This is a genomic window from Chryseobacterium sp. GW821-FHT04C04, assembly GCF_059420365.1.
In genome coordinates this window covers 315,581-338,333 of sequence record NZ_JBWKTO010000003.1, presented here as the reverse complement: position 1 = coordinate 338,333, position 22,753 = coordinate 315,581, and the positions used below count along the sequence as shown (strand labels likewise).

Annotated in this window: 13 protein-coding genes; 11 read left to right on the top strand and 2 right to left on the bottom strand. The window is 39.4% G+C overall.

Features of this window, described 5'->3' with window-relative positions; genetic code table 11:
- Nucleotides 1-108 precede the first annotated feature (108 nt).
- The 11 genes from AC07UM_RS11385 to AC07UM_RS11335 all read left to right on the top strand — a co-directional run bounded on the left by AC07UM_RS11385 (nucleotide 109) and on the right by AC07UM_RS11335 (nucleotide 19,537).
- Nucleotides 109-3,066, top strand: coding sequence for a SusC/RagA family TonB-linked outer membrane protein (locus AC07UM_RS11385; RefSeq protein WP_494683394.1), 2,958 nt, complete (start codon nucleotides 109-111; stop codon nucleotides 3,064-3,066).
- Between the two features lie 10 nt (nucleotides 3,067-3,076).
- Nucleotides 3,077-4,699, top strand: a complete 1,623-nt coding sequence (locus tag AC07UM_RS11380) for a SusD/RagB family nutrient-binding outer membrane lipoprotein (protein ID WP_494683395.1) — start codon at nucleotides 3,077-3,079, stop codon at nucleotides 4,697-4,699.
- A gap of 166 nt (nucleotides 4,700-4,865) precedes the next feature.
- Nucleotides 4,866-6,164, top strand: a complete 1,299-nt coding sequence (locus AC07UM_RS11375) for an MFS transporter (protein WP_494683396.1) — start codon at nucleotides 4,866-4,868, stop codon at nucleotides 6,162-6,164.
- Nucleotides 6,165-6,197: 33 nt separating this feature from the next.
- A complete protein-coding gene (locus AC07UM_RS11370; RefSeq protein WP_047376309.1) occupies nucleotides 6,198-7,169 on the top strand; it encodes a glycoside hydrolase family 130 protein in 972 nt (323 codons plus the stop codon).
- A gap of 130 nt (nucleotides 7,170-7,299) precedes the next feature.
- Nucleotides 7,300-9,531 (top strand): GH92 family glycosyl hydrolase, encoded by a 2,232-nt coding sequence (locus AC07UM_RS11365; protein ID WP_494683397.1) that lies wholly within the window; start codon nucleotides 7,300-7,302, stop codon nucleotides 9,529-9,531.
- A gap of 32 nt (nucleotides 9,532-9,563) precedes the next feature.
- A complete protein-coding gene (locus AC07UM_RS11360; RefSeq protein WP_494683398.1) occupies nucleotides 9,564-10,991 on the top strand; it encodes a glycoside hydrolase family 125 protein in 1,428 nt (475 codons plus the stop codon).
- 109 nt (nucleotides 10,992-11,100) lie between these two features.
- Entirely contained in the window at nucleotides 11,101-13,251 is a 2,151-nt protein-coding gene (locus AC07UM_RS11355) for an endo-beta-N-acetylglucosaminidase H (protein ID WP_494683399.1), read from the top strand.
- A gap of 57 nt (nucleotides 13,252-13,308) precedes the next feature.
- Nucleotides 13,309-15,717 carry an endo-beta-N-acetylglucosaminidase H gene (locus tag AC07UM_RS11350; protein WP_494683400.1) on the top strand — a complete coding sequence of 803 codons (2,409 nt, stop codon included), beginning with the start codon at nucleotides 13,309-13,311 and terminating at the stop codon, nucleotides 15,715-15,717.
- A gap of 132 nt (nucleotides 15,718-15,849) precedes the next feature.
- Nucleotides 15,850-16,710, top strand: coding sequence for an ROK family protein (locus AC07UM_RS11345; RefSeq protein WP_494683401.1), 861 nt, complete (start codon nucleotides 15,850-15,852; stop codon nucleotides 16,708-16,710).
- Between the two features lie 21 nt (nucleotides 16,711-16,731).
- Nucleotides 16,732-19,014 (top strand): GH92 family glycosyl hydrolase, encoded by a 2,283-nt coding sequence (locus AC07UM_RS11340; protein WP_494683402.1) that lies wholly within the window; start codon nucleotides 16,732-16,734, stop codon nucleotides 19,012-19,014.
- A 25-nt stretch (nucleotides 19,015-19,039) separates the two neighbouring features.
- Nucleotides 19,040-19,537, top strand: a complete 498-nt coding sequence (locus AC07UM_RS11335; RefSeq protein WP_494683403.1) for a cupin domain-containing protein — start codon at nucleotides 19,040-19,042, stop codon at nucleotides 19,535-19,537.
- A 78-nt stretch (nucleotides 19,538-19,615) separates the two neighbouring features.
- Here AC07UM_RS11335 and AC07UM_RS11330 read toward each other — a convergent pair whose 3' ends face one another.
- The gene (locus tag AC07UM_RS11330; RefSeq protein ID WP_494683404.1) at nucleotides 19,616-20,971 is read right to left on the bottom strand and encodes a sugar porter family MFS transporter; all 1,356 of its coding nucleotides are present in this window, start codon (nucleotides 20,969-20,971) and stop codon (nucleotides 19,616-19,618) included.
- Between the two features lie 5 nt (nucleotides 20,972-20,976).
- On the bottom strand, nucleotides 20,977-22,731 hold the full coding sequence (locus tag AC07UM_RS11325; RefSeq protein WP_494683405.1) for a class I mannose-6-phosphate isomerase: 1,755 nt from the start codon (nucleotides 22,729-22,731) through the stop codon (nucleotides 20,977-20,979).
- Nucleotides 22,732-22,753: the final 22 nt, after the last annotated feature.

Sequence of the window (22,753 nt, the reverse complement as noted above, 5' to 3'; positions counted from 1 at the left end):
TTTAATACATAAACGTTAAAATTTTGCTGAAAAAACAATAATTTTTTTTGTATTGAAAAATAAAGTGATGTGATTGATTCTCAATTAAATCTAACGAATCTAAACCTTATGAGAAAAGCAGTTATACCTGTTCTGTTCGTTTTTTCAATTTCTGCGAATGCACAGGAGAAAAAATCGGCCGACACTACGAAGACAAACAGTATTGAGGAGGTCGTAGTCACCTCTTTGGGGATAAAAAGGCAGGCCCGCTCTTTGACGTATTCCAGTCAGCAGATTGGTGGAGATGAGCTTACTGAAGTGAAAACTCCCAATCTATTAAATTCGATCAATGGAAAAGTTTCCAATGTACAGATCAACAGAACCAATGGTGTAGGAAGCTCCGTAAGGGTTATTATGAGAGGGAATAAGTCTGTATCAAACAGCCAGCCCTTGTATGTAGTCGATGGAATTCCTATCATCAATGGAACAGGAAAATCTGCAGATATAAGCCAATATTCCAATATGCCGGATCCGGGAGATGTACTGAGTTCCATCAATCCTGATGATATTGAGAGTATCAACTTCCTTAAGGGAGCGTCGGCATCAGCATTATATGGTTCTGCAGGTGGAAACGGAGCTATTTTGATTACCACAAGAAAAGGGAAAATAGGTAAGAGTTCTATCTCTTATAGCTCGAGCTTAACAGTAGAAAGAGCTTATAGTCTACCCAAACTGCAACATAGTTATTTATCTTATGATCCATCCGATCCTACTCAATCTCCTGGAAATAATATTGAGAGCTGGGGAGCAAAAGGAAGCTCGAAGGACTACCTTAAAGATTTTCTGCAAACCGGAACAACATGGGTAAACAGTCTTTCTTTCCAGTCAGGAAATGAAAAATCAACCAACTATTTTTCCGTTGGAAATACAACCAATAAAGGGGTTATTCCTATGTCTTATTTTGATCAGTATAATGTATCATTCAGAAATTCAAGCAAGTTTCTTGATGATAAACTGACATTGGATGCAAACTTCATTGGTTCCTTACAAGATAGTAAAAACAGACAGACTCCGGGGGCATCTTTCTCTCCTTTAGCAAGTTTATACTGGCTGCCGAGAGGGGTAGATTTCGATCAATATGGACCGGATAACTATTCTTTCATAGATAAAAAAAGACTTTTACCTGCACAAAACTGGTGGGAAGTAAAGCCTGACGGAGGTTTCAAAGGAAACCCGGAAACGCAAAACCCATATTGGATTTTAAACAGAAACGCAGTAACGGTTAAAAATAAAAATGCATACAGCGCTGTTTCATTGTCTTATGAGATTAATCCATGGTTAACTGCACGAGTAAGGGGTAATTATAGCTGGAACAGTTCAGACAGTCAGCGTGATATTTCAGCTTATTCAGCACCAAGTTTATTAGCAGGAGGACAAAATGGAAGAATCCTTAAAAACGTATATGAAAATTCGTCTACTTATGGGGATGTTTTATTAATTGGTAGCCCAAAATTAAGCGAATCGATTTCTTTAGACTTTACCGTTGGAGGAAGTGTGAATACCACAAGTAATAAAGTAACACAGATTGATAATGCTTATTTGTCCAATCCTAATTTGTTTGCAATAAACAACCTTCAATGGAATGTTGACCGAAGCCCGGGAGATGGATATCATAATATCTACTGGAACCTGAAAAAGCAGGTGCGTTCGGTCTTTGCAAGTGCTTCAGTAGGCTATAAGAATATGTTTTATGTAGATATGACCTTTAGAAATGACTGGGATTCTACTTTGGCATTAACAGGAAGAAGCGGGTTTGATTATGAGTCTGTAGGAGCAAATGCAATCTTATCTTCTATTTTTAAACTTCCGGAAGTGATTAATTTCTGGAAAGTAAGAGGTTCTTATGCAACTGTAGGGTTAGGATTGCCAGCCAATATTTCTAATGCAATGGTTGCCTATTATAACGCGTATTCTTATGGAGTAGATGCAGGAACTATTGTATATCCGAAAAGTTCATTTGTAACCAGCCGACCAGACCTTATTCCTCGTCCGGAACTGAATAAAACTTTTGAAGCAGGAACTGAGTTGAGAATGTTTAGCAACAGATTAAATTTTGATCTTACCTATTATAATTCTAATGCCAGCAATCAGCTGTTGGAGACTACTATAGGCTCTAATTTTGGAGGAATTCCATCAGGTTCATACTATATTAATGCGGGTAAAATACGCAATACAGGTTTTGAAGCGTCTTTATCATACAAAGTTTTCGGTACAGAAAAATTTGGCTGGACAACTACAGTAAATGCTTCAGCAAACAAAAATACAATTGTTGAATTATTTCCATCAAGCCTGCCAATATCAGAAAACCAGCTTTTCTCATTAACTGGTGGTGGAGATTTTACAAAACTGAGATTGGGAGGATCTTTTGGAGATCTTTATGGAGTTAAATTCAAAAGAGATGATCAGGGACGTGTTTTGGTAGATGAAAATGGAGTTCCATTAGGTACTACAGGTGATCCTCAATATTTGGGTAATCCAAACCCTAAGTTTATTATAGGCTTTAATAACTCTTTTAATATTGGGAAACTGGGAATATCTTTCCTTATCGATGGTAAATTTGGAGGAAAAGTATTGTCTCTTACCGAAAAAGCAAACGATTTATATGGAGTAAGCCAGGCGACTGCTGATGCAAGGGATGCTGGCGGAGTATCCATTCCAAACGCAGTATATGCTCCGGGGACACCTTTGGCAGGACAGGCTTATAATGGAGTTACTGATGCAAAAGCATATTATAAAAGAACAGGTGGTGCCGGTGGTATCGGGACAGGAATTGATGAGGCTTATTTGTACAGTGCAACAACTGTACGCTTACGTCAGGCATCCATTTCATACAGCTTTGATATCCAATCAAAATATATGAGAAATGCAACGGTAAGCTTAGTGGGAACCAATTTGTTTTTCTTCTATAAAAAAGCACCATTTGATCCGGAGCAAGTATCAGGAAATACACCCGGTGGGGTTGGGGTAGATTCATTCGGATTACCGGTTACCCGATCAATCGGACTATCATTAAAGGCTAACTTCTAATTTTAAGAAAATGAAATTCAATAATATTAAAACACTGGTATTCGGCGCAGTAGTCTTGATGACTGCTTCTGGATGCGGTGATCTAGATCAGTATAATCAGGAAAAGCTAGGGAATCCTGAAAACATGTATGCGGATTACAACGCGGTTGTTAATCCTTTAAAATCCCTGCAAAGAGGTCTTCAGTCAGATTACCAGCTGTATCCCAATCTAAGTGCGGATATGTTCAGTGGGATGTTCAGTACTGCAAGCCAGTTTAATGGTGGCAAGAACAATATGACCTATTTTATGATGGATGGGTGGAATAACAGGATTATCGCAAGACAGCAGGATATTTTCAATTATTCTATCATCATCGATAATGCTGCTAAAAACTTCTATCCGGGAATAGACTTTACAGGAACATTTGCCGTTAAAAAGATCTTAAAGATAATCACAGCAGCAAGAGTATCAGACAATCACGGTCCGGTAGTATACAGTAAATATGAAACCCCCAATGCAAACGGGGTAACCGATTTTGATTCTCAGCAACAAGCCTATCAAAACTTTATCAATGACCTTACTGTGGCTATTACGGATTTGCAAAAAGTGCAGAGTATGCCTGCTACCGGAAATGAAGGTGATAAAGCAGCATTGAAAAGAGCTGACTTGGTGTACGGCGGAAATATGGCACAATGGGCAAAATTGGCTAATTCACTAAAGTTGAGATTAGCCATGAGAATGAGCTATGCTGATCCTGTAAAATCAAAACAATATGCAGAAGAAGCATTAGCTTCATCTGCAGGATTGATTACTGATAATGCAGATAATGCTTTAATCAGCGTAGGGCAGTCAGAATTAAGCTTTATCATTTATTCATGGGGAGACTGTTTAATTGGAGCACCTTTGATGGCTTATATGAACGGATATAACGACCCGAGACTTCCGGCATATGCTATTCCGGCATCTGATCCAGGTCTTCAGGGGAAATATATAGGAATACGTCAGGGAATTGATTTGTTAAATGGTAAAACAACGTACGGAGGATTCTCACAGCCGCAGGCAAAATCTGCAACCGGAGATTATTTCTCTGGTACTGATGGTAAAATGAAATTATTCACCGCGGCAGAAACCTGGTTCCTGAAAGCGGAAGCTGCTTTGAGAGGGTACGCAGGAGCAGGAGATATTCAAGCCAACTATACTACCGGAGTTCAACAGTCTTTCGGGGAATGGGGGAAAAGTGCTAATGTCACTGCTTATCTTGCTGATACTACTTCTACAGAAGCTCCTTATGTGGATCCGAAAAATGCAGATAATAACGTCGCTTTAGGAAATCCTGAGCTTAGTACCATTACTATTGCATGGAATAATGGAGATACCAACGAAAGAAAATTAGAAAGAATTATTACCCAAAAATGGCTTTCCCTGTATCCAAACGGACCGGAAGCATGGGCTGAGCAGAGAAGAACAGGATATCCTATTCTTTTCAAAGTAAGAAAAAATGATAGTGGCGGGGCAATCAGTACAGAAGGAATGATCAGAAGAATTCCTTTTACTGTTGATACCAAAACTTCATTGTACAATTATCAGCAAGCTTCCCAAATGCTTAACGGACCGGATACCGGAGGCACTAAGCTATGGTGGGATAAGAAATAAAAAATATTCAGAATCACTCATTAATAAAGAGGCATCTCAAAATCAGATTTTTATTTGATCTGTTCATTAAGGCAGGAGAGTAAAATCTCCAAAAAATTTATAGTTTCGTTTTTAGCCTGGATGAACTTTTGAGATGCTCTCTTTTATTTAGAATTTTATTTTCAATATGGGAAAAAACAACTCCGGAACCCGTCGGATTCAGCCAATTCTCTGGATTTCCACACTATACTTTGCAATGGGTGTTCCCTTTGTAACCATTAATGCGGTTTCAGGAATTATGTATAAAGATATGGGAGTTTCGGATTCGAAGATCACATTCTGGACAGCGCTTATCCTATTCTCCTGGACATTAAAGCCTCTTTGGAGTCCTTTTTTAGAAATCTATAAAACAAAAAAATTCTTTGTCGTTTTTACCCAGTTTGCCATTGGAATTCTGTTTGCTCTGATTGCACTAAGTCTGCCATTGAATGACTTTTTCAAATACAGTATCGCTCTTTTTGCAGTCGTTGCATTTTGTGGTGCAACGCATGACGTAGTAGCAGACGGAACCTATATTGGTTTTCTTACCAATAAAGAACAGGCGCAATATATTGGCTGGCAGGGTGCTTTTTACAACCTGGCCAAGATTATCAGCAGTGGAGCATTGGTTTATTTTGCGGGATTTTTAGAAAAAACAAAAGGCGTTACTCATGCCTGGATGATCATTATGGTGATCTATGCATTATTATTTTTTGTGCTGGGCATTTATCATTATCTGATTCTGCCTAAAGAAAACAAAGAAGAACATAAAGGTGAGAAAACTGCTGGAAATGTTCGTAAGGAATTGTTAGAAGTGATTACCTCTTTCTTTACCAAAAAGAAGATTTTATGGTGTATCCTCTTCATTATTCTGTACCGTTTTGCAGAAGGATTTGCAATCAAAATAGCTCCATTATTTTTTAAAGCTCCAAGGACATTAGGAGGATTAGGACTATCCACTTCAGATATCGGACTTATTTACGGAACATACGGTTCTGCAGCATTTATTTTAGGATCCGTACTGGCAGGGTATTTTATCTCAGCCCGTGGATTGAAAAAATCTTTGATATGGCTGTGCTGTGCATTCAATATTCCGTTTGTGGTTTATGCATTGTTGGCTCACTATCAGCCAGCTGACCTTTTACCGGTAGGAATTGCCGTGGTAGTAGAATATTTCGGCTATGGATTTGGCTTTGTAGGATTAATGTTATACATGATGCAGCAGATTGCTCCCGGAAAACACAAAACGGCCCATTACGCATTTGCCACAGGCATTATGAACCTTGGAGTGATGATTCCCGGAATGTTCAGTGGAATGATCAGTGACTGGATTGGATATAAAATGTTCTTTATCTGGGTCCTGGTTGCTACAATTCCTGCATTTTTGGTGACTTTATTCGTCCCTTTCCCTTATTTAGAAAATCAAAAAGAACAACAAATCAGTTAGTAATAATTTAAAATAAAAAGTAAAAAATACTTTATGACAGCTCAATCAGTAATGATCCCTTGGCAGGATCGCCCGGAAGGTTGCAATGATATCATGTGGAGGTTTTCCGAAAACCCGATCATTAACAGATACGCGATACCAACATCCAACAGTATATTCAACAGTGCGGTGATTCCTTTTGAAGATGGCTTCGCTGGAGTATTCCGTTGTGATAACAAGGCAGTACAGATGAATATTTTTGCTGGTTTCAGTAAAGATGGAATCAATTGGGATATTAATCATGATCCTATTGAAATGCAGGCAGGAAATACCGATATGATTGAATCCGATTACAAATATGACCCACGTGTTACTTTTATAGAAGACCGCTATTGGATCACTTGGTGCAACGGATATAACGGACCTACCATCGGAATTGGGTATACATTTGATTTTAAAGAATTTTTTCAGTGTGAAAATGCTTTTCTTCCCTTCAATAGAAACGGAGTTCTTTTCCCTGAAAAAATCAATGGTAAATATGCTATGTTGAGCCGTCCTAGTGATAACGGGCATACGCCCTTCGGTGATATTTATATCAGCTACAGCCCTGATATGAAGTACTGGGGAGAACACCGTTGCGTGATGAAAGTAACTCCTTTTGAAGACAGTGCATGGCAGTGTACAAAGATCGGAGGCGGGCCGGTTCCTATTAAAACAGAAGAAGGATGGCTGCTTTTCTATCATGGAGTGATCAATACCTGCAGAGGATTCAGATATTCAATGGGAGCAGCTTTGCTTGATCTTGAAGATCCTACCAAAGTATTGTACAGAACGAAGCCTTATCTGTTGGCTCCGGCTGAATTGTATGAACTGACAGGTGATGTGCCGAATGTGGTCTTCCCTTGTGCAGCATTGACGGAAGGAGATAAAGTAACAGTATATTACGGTGCAGCTGATACCGTGGTTGCTATTGCTTTTGGATATATCTCAGAAATCATTGATTTTATGAAAAAGAATTCAATTTAATACAGTAATATAAAGTTTAGGAAAATAGGTTAACCATCTTAATTTTTTCCCGTTTTCTGGGAATTTTATAATGGTTTTCCTATTTTTAAACCAACTTTTAAACAAAAAAATCTCCGATACCTCTCTTATCATGAAAAAAGAACTGCTTATCTGCTTTTTTACCACTCTGATTTCTGTAGCCAATGCACAGCAAAATAAAAATGATGTCTTATCCTGGGTAGATCCCTTCATAGGCACAGGAGGACATGGGCATACGTTTCCGGGGGCAACCACTCCATTCGGGATGATACAGCTAAGTCCGGATCAGAATACGAAAAGCGGTGATTGGGACTGGTGTTCCGGATATCACTACAGCAGTAAGACGATCATGGGATTCAGTCATAACCATTTGAGCGGAACAGGATGGGCAGACCTTGGAGATATTCTGGTAATGCCTACCGTAGGACAGGTGAAGATGGTTCCAGGAACTGAAGAGAATCCTGAAACTGGTTACCGTTCAAAATTTACGCATGATAAGGAAATAGCATCTCCGGGATACTATTCCGTAATGCTGGACAGTTATGGAATTAAAGCAGAACTTACTGCTTCCCCAAGAGTAGGATTTCATAAATATACTTTTCCAAAGAGTAGTGAAGCCAATATCATTATTGATCCTACCAATAAAATCTTCGGAAACATCTACCATACTTTAGTAAGTGTGGAAGGCAATAATAAAATCAAAGGGTACTGTTACAGCAATGGCTGGGGAGGTAAACGATTTGCTTACTTCGTGATGGAGTTTTCCAAACCGTTTAAGTCTTACGGCGTTTATGCTGACGGAAAAATCAAAAATGATGAAAAAATTGCCCTTGCCAAAGATGCTAAAGCATTCGTAAGATTTTCAACTGAGGATCAGGAAAGCATTGAAGTAAAAGTATCATTATCTCCGGTGAGTACAGAAAACGCACAGGAAAACTTCGATACAGAAGCAACAAATGTTGACTTTGCAAAAGCGAAAGAAACTGCTCAAAAGACCTGGAGAGATCTGATCGGAAGATTCCAGGTAACAGGAGGAACCGACAGCCAGAGAAAAATTTTCTATACCGGAGTTTACCATACCTTCATTGCACCCAACCTATACATGGACGTGAATGGAGACTATGTTGCTGCTCAGGAAAACATGAATACCAAATGGTTCACCAACTACAGCACGTATTCTTACTGGGACGGATTCAGAGCAACACATCCGCTATTAACCATTATGGATCAGAAACATACAAAAGAATTTGCCAACTCTTTGATCAGCAGATATACAGATCGTAAAGACCACATGCCGATCTGGGAATTGTGCGGATATGATAATTTCTGTATGCTGGGTTATCATAGTGCATCGGTAATCTGGGATGCCATTTCAAAAGGAGTTCCCGGTATTGATGGAGAAAAAGCATTTGCTGCAATGAAAGATGCTTCTTTAACAGATAAAATGAGCAGCAGTGATGGTGGCGGAGGTCTGAATGATTATATTAAACTAGGTTATACCCCATCAGAAAACGGAGCTTCCGTTTCTGCAACACTGGAATATTCATACGATGACTGGTGTATTCAGCAGCTTGCTGAAAAATTAGGGAAGAAAGAAGAATCAGAAGTGTATAAAAAACGTTCTATGAACTTCCTGAATACCTTCAATAAAGAAAATAATCACTTCTGGCCAAGACAGAAAGACGGGAAATTCTTAGCAGATTTTACCCTTAACGACTGGAAAAAACTACAGCCACATTGGGTTTCAGGAAATATCTGGGCGTATGATTTCTTTGTGCCACATCAGATTGACGAAATGATGAATCTGTACGGTGGTAAAAAAGGATTTGAAGAAAAACTGGATAAAACTTTTACAGAAGCGCTTCATATGGAAGGAGAACAGCACGTAGATATCTCAGGATTCATCGGATCTTTAGGATTCGGGGATGAACCAGGACATCATGTTCCATACCTGTACAACTATGCGGGAAGTCCTTACAAGACTCAGAAAATGGTAAAATATATCCGCGACAATATGTACGCTGCTAAGCCAGATGGAATTGTTAACAATGAAGACTGCGGTCAAATGTCAGCATGGTATATCTTCTCATCATTAGGATTCTATCCTGTGACACCGGGGAAACCAGTTTATGCCATCGGAGCTCCACAATTCCCGAAAGCTTCTTTAAAGCTTGAAAATGGAAAGACTTTTACCGTGATCGCTGACAAGATATCCGACAAGAATATCTATGTACAGAAAATGTTCCTTAACGGAAAAGAATACAAAAGCTGGGAGTTGAATCATAGCGATATCATGAACGGTGGTGAATTGAGATTCGTCATGGGTAGCAAACCGGTAAAATAAGACTCATAAAAATAAACGAAACAAAAGTATCAATGGAAAGGAGAAATTTTATTAAAACAAGTGCACTGGCAGGAGCCGGATTGCTGTTTACTCAGAATGTTTTTGCTAAAAATTTAGTACTGGACGATTTTCCTGTTGTCCGTGTTCCTAAAGATAAAAGACATTTTACCAGCGAATCCGTAGAAAGTGCTATTGCAGCGTTTAAAAAGAAAGTAAAAAACAAAGAACTAAGCTGGCTCTTTGAAAACTGCTTCCCAAATACATTAGATACTACTGTTTACTATACAGAAACCGGCGGAACACCGGATACCTATGTGATCACTGGGGATATTGATGCGATGTGGCTTCGTGACAGTTCCGCACAGGTTTTTCCTTATCTGCAGTTCTCGAAAAAAGATGAAAAACTGCATAAGCTGATCTCAGGAGTTATTCATAAACAGACCACTTTCATCCTTAAAGATCCTTATGCCAATGCTTTCTACAACGATGATCAGAAGATCAGTAAATGGAAAGAATACGACCATACCGATATGAAACCGGGCACCCATGAAAGAAAATGGGAAATTGATTCTCTTTGCTATCCTATCCGTCTGGCATACCATTTCTGGAAAACAACAGGAGATACAAAACCTTTCGATGCCAACTGGCTGAAGGGAATTAAACTTACGCTGCAGACTTTCACAGAACAGCAGAGAAAACATGATCTGGGACCTTACAAATTCGAGCGTACAACAGCTTGGGCTACAGATGGAGTTCCTATGGGAGGATATGGCTATCCGACAAAACCTGTAGGATTGATCAGCTCTATGTTCCGTCCAAGTGATGATGCTACCATCTATGGATTCCTGATCCCTTCCAACTTATTTGCCGTGGTAAGCTTACGTCAGGCTGCGGAAATGGTTGCTCAGATTAAAAATGAAAAAACATTGGCTCAACAACTGAACAGCCTTGCTGATGAGGTAGAGACAGCCATTAAAAAATACGGAATTTACAATCATCCTGAATTCGGAAAAATATATGCTTTTGAAGTAAATGGCTTCGGAAGTTATAACCTGATGGATGATGCAAACTGTCCTAGTTTACTGGGATTACCTTATCTGGATGCGGTGAAAGCAGATGATCCTGTTTACTTGAATACAAGAAAATTTGTGTGGTCAGAAAATAATCCGTTCTTCTTCAAAGGTAAGCTGGCAGAAGGGATAGGTGGTCCACATATCGGACTAGACATGATCTGGCCAATGAGTATCATTATGAAGGCACTCACTACAAAAGACAAAAGTGAGATCAAATGGAGCATAGATACCTTACAGAAAACGCACGGCGGGACAGGCTTTATGCATGAATCCTTCCATAAAGACGACTCCAAAAAGTTCACCAGAGAATGGTTTGCATGGGCCAATACCTTATTTGGAGAATTGTTATGGAAAACCTTTAACGAAAACCCAGAGCTACTGACATAGCACACCCTTTTATATAGCTTTTTCATCATTGATTCCTTCCCAAAAAAGAAGGTGTCAGGGGATTGCTATATAAAAATCACACACCAAAACACCTTAAAAAAATTATACAATGAAAAAAAAATCCATCTTTACCGCGCTGATGGCAGTGATGCTTCAGTCAGGTTCTCTGATTAACGCACAACAGCTTAGTCCTACAGGAATATGCTATGTGGAAGTGAATAACAACAACCTCCTGAACGCAGGAGCGTATAAACTGCAGACATCGAACAGCTATCTGTTTAATGTGGTGAATATTTTTGCGGCCAATATTAATTATGATACTAGCCGTGGAAGAGCTTATCTGTATTCCAATAACAACGTAACCAAGGTTCTTACCAATGCAGATACTTACATAAAGCCACTTCAGCAAAAAGGAATGAAAGTAGTACTGACTATTTTGGGAAATCACCAGGGAGCAGGAATTTGTAATTTTCCTACTCGTGAAGCTGCAAAAGACTTTGCATTACAGTTGGCCAATACAGTGAATACCTATGGTCTTGATGGAATTGATTTTGATGATGAATATTCAGAATATGGAAAGAACGGAACAGGGCAGCCTAATGACAGCTCTTTTGTTATGCTTGTTCAGGAGCTGAAGGCATTGTTGCCCGATAAAATTATTTCATTCTATTATTATGGCGATGCCGCTTCAAGGCTTTCCTGGAATGGATTAAGAGTGGGAGATTATGTAAACTACAGCTGGAACGCGATGTATGGAACATTCTCCGCTCCGAATGTACCCCCACTTACCAAAGCACAAATCTCTCCGGCAGCCGTATGGATGGGAAATACTTCCAATTCTACAACAACCAGTCTGGCAACTCAGACCAAAAATGGAGGATACGGCGTATTTATGTGGTATGATCTCCACGGAACGAATGAAACAGCACAACTTTCAGCAGGAACTCAAACATTATATGGACAGCCAACGGTTTTGAGTGGAACTCTACAATCGTGGACACAAGGTACCAATTGTGATGCTCCTATCGGATTATATACAAGCAATCTTACAGGAACAAGTGCAAAGCTGAACTGGTCAGCCGTAGGAACCAATACCTATGATATTGATTATAAATCAGCTTCTTCAACCACATGGACCAACGCGGTATCAGCAACCAGCTCCACTTCAGTAACGGTTTCCGGCTTAACAGCCAATACCGAATATGACTGGAGAATCAGAACCAACTGCAGCGTGAAAAGTGCCTATATGTTTGCCCCAAGATTTAAAAGTACTTCAGGAACAACCCCTACAGGGTCTTACGCATTATCTCTGGATGGAACCAGTGAATCAGGAGCTGCCGGAAACCTTACACTGAGCGGATCTGCATTATCTTTTGAAGGCTGGATCAAACCTTCATCATTCAAATCGGCGTCTCCGTATATTTCTTCTATCATGGGAACAGAAGTAAGCGATAGCAATTCTGCATTCTTACGATTAGGAGATGCTGGCCTGGCTAATAATAAACTCCAGTTTGTTGTAAGTATTAATAATGTACAGCAAAAACTGGCTTCTGCAACTGCCTTGAATGCCAACACATGGTATCATGTAGCAGCTACCTATGATGGAGCCAATATGAAATTGTATATCAACGGAGTTCTGGATGCCACTAAAGCGCAGACTGGAAGTGTGAATTCAACAGGAGCATTCAATGTAGGATATTTATATAATACTTCCAGAAACTTCAATGGGAAAATAGATGAGGTAAGAGTTTGGAAACGTGCTTTGAGCCAGGCGGAAATCAGTCAGAATATGTGTAATGTATCCGTTCCGGCTACTTCACTGGCTGCCTACTGGAAATTTAACGAAGGCAGCGGTTCTACGGTTCAGGATACTTCCGGAAACGGAGCAACTTTGACATTAACAGGTGTTGATGCTTCCAATTGGGGAACAGATCTACCATGTACAACAGGAAGTTCTCTCTTGGCAAGAATTGTGGGTCAAAAGGCGATCAATACGGGAGAGACCAACATTAAAAATCAAATAAAATTATATCCTAATCCGGTAAGCAAATCTTCATCATTGACAGTTTCTGTTCCGGATGAATACAGCAAAGGGAAATTGATGGTTTATGATTTTAACGGAAGAATCGTAGACACAAAATCACTGAACCCAGGAGAGAATCAATATGAATTAAGCAGAATTTCAGCAGGAAACTACATCGTTCAGTTTGAATCTCATGATGGAAGCCTAAAACAATCCGAAAAACTAATTGTAAAATAATAACCCCTGTCATTGGGCTTCGGCCCAATGATTTTTCTACTACAAAATTGATATACTATGAGAAAAAAATCCTTTTTTATTCCCTTAATGGCTCTGATGCTTCAATCAGCTCCAACACTCAAAGCACAGCAGCTTGATCCTTTGGGAGTCTGCTATGTGGAAGTGAACAATAACAATATGCTGAATGCAGGTTCCTATACTTTGCAGAATACCAACCGACAGCTTTTTGATGTAGCCATTATTTTTGCAGCGAATATCAACTATGATGTTTCCAAAAACCGTGCTTATATTTCAAATAATAACAACGTTACCAAAGTCCTGAATGATGTCAATACCTATGTAAAACCTTTACAGCAAAAAGGAATTAAAGTATTGCTGGATCTTTTAGGAAATCACCAGGGAGCCGGAATTTCTAATTTTCCAAACCGTGAAGCAGCAAAAGACTTTGCTCTACAGGTGGCTCATACCGTTTATACCTATGGTTTGGATGGAGTGGATCTGGATGATGAATATGCAGGATATGGAAATAACGGAACCGGGCAGCCTAATAACAGTTCTTTTGTAATGTTATTACAGGAATTGAAAGCAGCAATGCCCGATAAACTGATTACGTTCTATTATTATGGCCCAGCTACGACAAGACAAACTTATAATGGAGATTTAGCAGGAAATTATATCAATTACACCTGGAATGCGATGTATAGTACGTACAATGCTCCTGTTGTTCCTCCTCTTGATAAATCCAAAATTTCTGCAGCTGCAACCTGGGTACAAAACTCGAATCCAAGCTCTACATCTGCCACTACACTGGCAAGCTTAGCAACCAGTACAAAGAATGACCAATATGGCGTTTTCATGTGGTACGACCTGCCGGGAACTAATGTTGCCAGCTATCTGAGTACAGGTTCCAATATTCTTTACAACGAAAATACACTCTTAAGCGGACCATTATATTCATGGTCTCAGGGACAAAGCTGTGATCCACCATTGGGACTGGACATTTCCAATGTAACGGGAACTTCAGCGAAACTAAACTGGACGTCGAATGCTTCCCAGTCTTATAATATTGATTACAAACCTGCGAATTCAACAGTATGGACGAACGCAGCCAATAATTATTCAGGAAATAATATTGTGATCAACAATCTTACTCTGAATACAGATTATGATTGGAGAATACAATCTAACTGTTCTCCTACATTAACAAGTACTTATATTTTTGCACCAAGGTTTAACTCCGGAAGTGGCTGCACTACGCCATCAGGATTAACTTCCGGAAGTTTCCTTGGTAATACGGCTCAGTTATCATGGGATGCAGGAAATGCAACTTCATATACGCTGCAATATAAAACAACAGCAGCAACAACTTGGTCTGAAATTCCGAATATTACAACCAACTCTTATTCATTACAAAACCTTACGCCTAATACAGGCTATGTGTGGAAAGTACAGGCTACATGTGCGGGAGGAACTACAAGTACCTATTCGGGAGAAGGGGCATTCAACAGCGGTTTTACTCCTGTTACAAGTCCTGGAGCAAGATCTCTTTCTTTCAATGGAAGTACCCACTATCTTAATGCAGGGCAATTTAATTTAAGCGGAAATGCGATGACATTCGAAGGATGGGTAAAAGTAAATGCTTTCAAAACTGGCTTCCCTTATATTTCCTCAGTAATGGGTGTTGAAGTAGGAGATAATAACTCAGCAATACTTAGATTCGGGGACGGAAACCTGGCGAACAACAAACTTCAGTTTATTCTGAGCTTCGGTTCATCACAGGTGAAGCTTAACACGAATACAGCATTCAATACCAATACATGGTATCATATTGCAGCGACTTATGATGGGGCAGCAATGAAAATTTATGTCAATGGAACCCTTGATGCAAGCTTTGCAGTGACGGGTAATTTTACTGCAAACGGTATTCTTTATCTGGGTAGAAATTATGACAATTCCCGTACAATCAATGGTTTCCTAGATGAATTCAGAGTTTGGAAAAAAGCATTGACACCACAGGAAATATTGAGCAATAGCTGTAATGTTCCTGCCAACTCTACGGGCCTTGAAGCCAACTGGAAAATGGATGAAGGAAGTGGCTTAGGAGCATTAGACGCTACGGCAAACACTCATTTTGCAACCTTGGTCAATATGACAGATGCCAACTGGAGAACAGATGTTGCTTGTGCGTCATCTCTTGCCGTAAAAGATGTTGAAGCCGTAAAAGAGAGCAGTTCTGTTTACCCGAATCCTGTGAAACGAGGAAATGATATTCATTTTGCCATCAGCGACAACTCTGCCAGTGAAGTGGCGTTGTATGATGCATCAGGAAAACTATTCAAAAAACAGAACATTAATCAAAATAATAACGCAGTCAATACACAGGATTTAATCAGTGGTACTTATATTTACAAGATTACATCCACAAATAGTAAAGTAATATCGACGGGTAAAATTATTGTTAAGTAAAATTCAGATAATAAGATCGTTATCAGAATTAATAATATAAAGTCTGAGATACAAAGCAGACAGACAGGATATGTACTCCTGTTTGTCTGTTTTTTCAGTCACAGGGATGTCTTGAATTTAAAATAAAAAATAATGCAGAATATAGTAGGAATCGATATTGGAGGGTCACACATCACGCTGGCTCAGGTAGATCCTGAAAAACGTGAAATCATTTCTTCAACCTATGTAAGAGAACATGTAGATGCTTTTGAAAATAAAGAGGTTATTTTCGCTGCATGGGTATCAGCCATTGATAAAGTGGCTCATGATCTGGTAAAAGAAGATCTTTTAATCGGTATCGCAATGCCGGGACCTTTCGATTATGAAAAAGGAATATCATTAATGCAGCAGGGAAAGTTCATTGATATCTATCAGGTGAATATCAAAGAAGAACTGGCAAAAAGATTGTCTGTTTCTCAGGAGCAGATTCATTTTGTAAATGATGCGGCTGCCTTTATGGAAGGAGAAGTATTCGGAGGATGTGCTCAGGGATTCGACAGTGCTTTTGGAGTGACTCTCGGTACAGGATTGGGAACGACTTTCTTCAACGGAGAATTTGCTGCCGATGAAGACTTATGGGATTCTCCTTTTAAAGATTCTATCAGTGAAGATTATCTGGCAACACGCTGGTTTGTAAACCGCTACAAAGATTTGACTGGAGAAGAAATTTCAGGGACCAAAGATTTGTTGGATAAGCCAGCTGAAATACAAACCAGAATATTTGATGAATATGCAGATTCTTTCTCAGAATTTATTGTGAAATATGTAAATCATTACAAACCGGAAGTTTTAGTTATAGGAGGTAATATTGCGAAAGCGTATCATCACTTTGAGCAAAGATTTATTCAGAATTTAACAAAGAATAATATTAACTTGCAGGTTAAAATTTCTGCCATATTTGAAGATGCAGCCATTCTTGGAGCTGCCAGCTATGCATTAAAAAAGCGTATATAAATTAACAAACGAAACGATACAATGAAGTTTATATTTTCTACTTGCTTACTGCTATTACAGGCCTGGGCCTTTGGTCAGAACATATCTCCCGTAGATTATGTGAATCCTTTGATGGGAACGCAGTCAAAACCTTCCTTATCCAATGGAAATACCTATCCGGCAGTCGGACTTCCATGGGGAATGAATATCTGGACCCCACAGACCGGTAAGATGGGTGACGGATGGGCGTATAGTTATGATGCAGATAAAATAAAAGGATTTAAACAGACGCATCAGCCTTCTCCATGGATGAATGATTATGGCGCATTTGCCATCATGCCGGGAGTAGGGAAAGTAAAATTTAAAGAAGACGACAGAGCGAGCTGGTTCAGCCATAAAGCTGAGGTTACCACTCCTTATTTCTACAGTGTATATCTTGCGGACATCAATGTAACCACAGAATTTACCCCTACGGAAAGAGCCTCTTATTTTAAATTTGATTTTCCAAAAACAGACAGCGCTTACATCGTTGTGGATGCATTGAACAAAGGTTCTTACATCAAGATTTTACCTAAAGAAAGAAAAATCCTGGGCTATACCACAAAATATTCTACCGGGAAATATGATAATTTTAAAAACTACTTCGTCGTTCTGTTTGATAAAGATTTTGAATTGACAAAAACCTGGAAAGATGATAAACTGGTTAATGACCAATTAGAAATTACCAGCGATCATACAGGAGCTGTCGTAGGATTTAAGCTTAAAAATAAAGAGACGGTGTATGCAAAAGTGGCTTCATCATTCATCAGCTTTGAACAGGCAGAACTGAATTTGAAAAGAGAAATCGGAACCAAAAATTTTGAACAGGTAAAAACCGATGCTAAAAATATCTGGAATAAAACTTTAGGAAAAATAGACGTAAAAGGAGGAACTGATCAACAGATGAGAACTTTTTATTCCTCTTTGTACAGGACTTTATTCTTCCCACAAAAGTTATATGAAGTAGATGCTCAAAACAAAATAAAACACTGGAGTCCTTACAACGGGAAAATTGTTGACGGAAGAATGTTTGCAGGAACCGGTTTTTGGGATACTTTCCGTGCTTTATATCCTTTTCTGAATCTTGTTTATCCAAGTATTAATGTAGAAATGCAGGAAGGATTGGCGAATGCTTACAAAGAAGGAGGCTTCTTACCGGAGTGGAGCAGCCCAGGATATTCTGATATTATGATTGGAAACAATTCTGCCTCTGTAGTAGCAGATGCTTACATCAAGGGCCTTCGCGGATATGATACGGAAGCGCTTTGGCAGGCAGTAAAACACGGAGCGAATAACGAAGGTCCTATAGAAGCGGTAGGCCGTGCAGGCGTAGAATATTACAATAGATTAGGCTATGTTCCTTACGATGTAAAAATCAATGAAAATGCAGCAAGAACATTGGAGTATGCATATGATGACTTTTCAATTTATCAGTTAGGGAAAGCATTGGGAAAACCCGCTTCAGAGATTGATATTTATAAGAAAAGAGCCTATAATTACAAAAATGTATTCGATAAGGAAACAGGCTTAATGCGTGGTAAAAATAAAGACGGTAACTTCCAGAAACCTTTCAATCCTTTCAAATGGGGTGATGCATTTACAGAAGGAAACAGCTGGCATTATACATGGTCTGTTTTCCAGGACATCGACGGTTTGTCAGAATTGATGGGAGGGAAAAAGAAATTTGAAGCCAAATTAGATGAAGTGTTCTCATTACCTCCGGTTTTTGATGACAGTTATTATGGAGGTGTCATCCACGAGATCAGAGAAATGCAGATCATGAATATGGGACAGTATGCCCACGGAAACCAGCCTATTCAGCACATGATCTATCTGTATAACTATGCAGGGTCACCTTATAAAACTCAATATTGGGCAAGACAAGTGATGAATAAATTGTATCACGCTACTCCTGACGGATATTGCGGTGATGAAGATAACGGACAGACTTCTGCATGGTATATTTTCTCAGCCCTTGGATTTTATCCGGTAACGCCGGCAACAGATCAGTATGTATTAGGTGCACCTTTATTTAAAGAAGCTACCATTCACCTTGAAAATGGTAAGAAAATTGAAATAAAAGCTCCGGAAAACAATGCCGAAAATCTATATGTAAAATCATTGAACGTAAACCAACAGCCTTACTCCAAAAACTGGTTGAGCCATAAAGAACTGATGAAAGGAACTGTTTTAGACTTTAAAATGGATAACAAACCTAATAAAGAAAGAGGTTCACAGGAAAAAGATTTTCCATATTCAATGTCAAAAGAAGAATCAAATAAATAATTTTTAATTTAGAAATAGAAGCTGTATGAGTACAGAAAAAAAAGAAATATTCGACAGAGTAGAAAGCATGCTGCAGACACAGGGTTTTAACATCGCAGCAAAAGATGATAAAAGACCATGGGGAGGTTTCTTTGTGATTGATGAAACGCAGGCACAGGATTTTGCTAACCAATATTTTGATGGGATTGATGTAGACAACCTGAGAATAGGAGGGAAGCTAAGCCCGAAAATTCTTATCGTAGCTCCGGAAGCAAGATTAAGCTGGCAGTATCACCACAGAAGAGCCGAAATCTGGCAGGTAGTGGAAGGAACTGTTGGCATCAAAAGAAGCAATACTGATGAAGAAGGAGAGTTAGGAGAATATGGACCGAAAGATCAGGTGAAACTTCAGCAGGGAGAAAGACACAGATTGATAGGTCTTACAGGCTGGGGAATCGTAGCTGAAATCTGGCAGCATACCGATGCATCCAATCCTTCAGACGAAGATGATATCGTAAGAGTACAGGATGACTTTGGAAGATAACCCAAAATAAGTAAATAATACAAATCCCATTTTAGTGTCTGCTAAAATGGGATTTTTTATGGATTAGAAAATGAGAAATTATTTCTTGTTTTCCCAGGTTCCTTCTATTTCTTCCAGTGTTTTTCCTTTGGTCTCCGGAATCATTTTCCAGATAAAGAGGAAAGCAAGTACAGCGATCATCATATAAATCCAGAATGTAAAGGCATTTCCAACAGATCCTATAAGAACAGGAAAGGTTTGAGATACCAGAAATACGGCAAGCCAAAGAAAAAAAGTAGCCACAGACATCGCCGTAGCACGGGCTTTTGTAGGGAAAATTTCCGCGATCACAACAAATGTTAAGGGGCCTAATGACATAGCAAAGCAGGCGATATAACCAAGGATTGCGATAAGCACCAGATACCCCTGTTGCCCGGTATAGAAAGCCCAACCTACAATCAACAAGCAGATGGCCATACCGGAAATTCCCAGAAGAAGAAGCCTTTTCCGGCCCCAGAGATCTACATATTTTATAGCAACAAAAGTGAAGATGAGGTTAATAACCCCTACCAGAATAGTTTGCATAAATGCAGAATCTGACCCTACACCTGTTGATTTGAAAATTTCCGGAGCATAATACATGATTGCATTGATTCCCGTGATCTGTGAAAATACAGCAAGAAAAACACCAATGATAAGAGCCCGTTGTAATGTAGGCTCCTTTATATCAGAAAAAGAGAAAGGAGTTTCGTCTGTTAGGGATTCATTGATAGCTTCCAGTTCCTGCTGAGCCGCTGCTGATCCATTTATTAGGGTAAGAATACTCAATGCTTCAGTATTTCTTTTCTGTTTTGCAAGCCAGCGGGGGCTTTCAGGTACGGTGAACAATAGCAGAATAAAAATTATTGACGGAATAACTCCCGATCCAAACATCCAGCGCCATCCTGTAGAAATATTCCAGCTTTCATTATGGATGCCGGCGATATAAGCATTCACAAAATAGATAACAAGAATACCGGTTACAATTCCCAGCTGAAAGATAGATATCAAACGACCGCGAATTGCTGCAGGCGCCATTTCTGAAATATACATCGGAGAAAGCATAGATGCGATTCCGATTCCCATCCCGCCAATAATCCGGAAGAGGACAAAAATCCAAAGATTGGGAGCGAATCCTGTTCCTATAGAAGAAATGGTGAATAACAGAGCTGAGAGCATTAATACTTTTTTTCTTCCAACCTGGTCACTGAGCTTGCCTGAATACATAGCTCCGATGATACATCCCAATAAAGCACAGGAAGCCACCCAGCCGGTCATGATATCAGAAAGCTGGTAATAGATTTTCATAAAACCGATAGCTCCCGAAATGACAGCCGTATCATAACCGAATAGTAAGCCACCTACAGAAGCTACGAGAGTCGATTTATAAATAATATTGGATGAGGTGTTTGACATACCTTTTATTTTAAAACTTTACTTGCAATCATTTCTGTACGGATACTGGCTTTGATCGTTACGCATTCCTTACCTGCACTTTCACCATGCGGGGTAATGGTATAAGCTCCCACATGGGCAGGCACAATAAAGGTTTCAGCATAATGAACAATATAGGGTTCAAAGCTCTTATCCGGACTTTCAATAATCACTTCACGGCCTTCCACAAGATTGAGTACATTCACAACATCTTGCGTATGATGATGAACTTTTTGAGAAAACCAATGCCTTCTGGTTTCAATAAATGACCAGGCATCCAGCCCGGTGCGTTCTTCGCGCCAGCCTTCTCCTTCAGCAACAGGTTCTGTAAGATTGAGGATATGCTGTTGACTCCATGAAGCAGTACGGTCCCATTGTATTACATTTTTTCCATGCCCGAGGGATATTGGGCGGGGTTTACCATCTAGTCCCATTCTTCCCCAATCCCAGAGTTTAAAAGTAAAAATATAAGGTGTAGCACTTATTTCGAGTACTACAGAATTTGCCCCGGAGCAATGTACAGTTCCGGCAGGAATAGATACGTGATCATGTTTATGGACGGGCCATTTTTGTACATACTGCTCTGCATCAAAAGGATGATGATTATTTTGTGCTTCGGAAAGAGCTTTCATCATTTGATCAGGATCTGTATTTTCTTTAAGACCAAGATAAACAAAAGCATCGTCTCCGGTATCTAGCATATAATAGCTTTCGTCCTGAGTATAAGACATGCCGAACTTTTCTCTGATGTATTCTTTTAATGGATGTACCTGCAGGCTTAAATTTCCACCTTCCATGGTATCCAGAAAATCAAAACGGATAGGAAACTCATCCCCGAATCCTTCATAGACCTCTTTTCCAAGTAAAGCATCCGGCTGAAAAAACACAAGATTGATAGATGGAATTTCCACAACCTGATCTCCAAATTCTAACAGCAAACTGTTTTCTTCAGGTACACAGTCAAAACCCCAGGCAAAATTGGGAGTATTTCTGTCCAGATCGCAGACTTCTTTGAGCCATTGACCACCCCACGGTCCCGGGTCAAAGAAAGGCACTACCCTGAATGGCTGTTGTACAGTCTGCTGCAGAGCATCAAACAAAGCATCAGTACTTATCATTTTAGGCTGATGGGGGATGGTGGTATCCCAAACAAAATGACAGGTATTAAGGATTCTTTTTTTATAACGGTCACACACGCGCCAGTCTACAAAATAAGCATGTTTGTATTGATAGGAAAAAGGATCTGCATAATTTGTTCTGCCCAGATTACAGGCGGTATTGTTTCGGAAACGCATCTGTATTTCCCATCGCGGCATATCTGCATAGAGGGAAAGGTCAGGCTTTGAGGCAAGTAAAGTTGCTCCCGGACCTATAACCACTGTACAGTCTTTGACGGTATTAATCTTTTGTTGAAGTTCCAGTACTTTTGAAGAATCAAAATAATCTTCCAGTTCCAATGGAGTAATATAGCCAAATACAGGGTCATCTGTAACGTATTCCTGTACCATTGCAGCAACGTCATCTTCAGGTTTCATCGCTTCTGAAGTATCAATGATCATTCCTGGGTTTAAAAGTTCCTGTACAACTCCTATGATTTCTTTGATGAAAACACCGGGGTAGCATTCAATGGCAACTGTTGTGAGTTTATTTTTTTTAATTTCTCTGAAAATATTTTCCCAGCCTGTTATGCAGTGATGGTTGGGTATTCTAATGACAGGAAACTTATTGAAATTTGATTTCATCCGTTTATTTTTTTATGGTCGA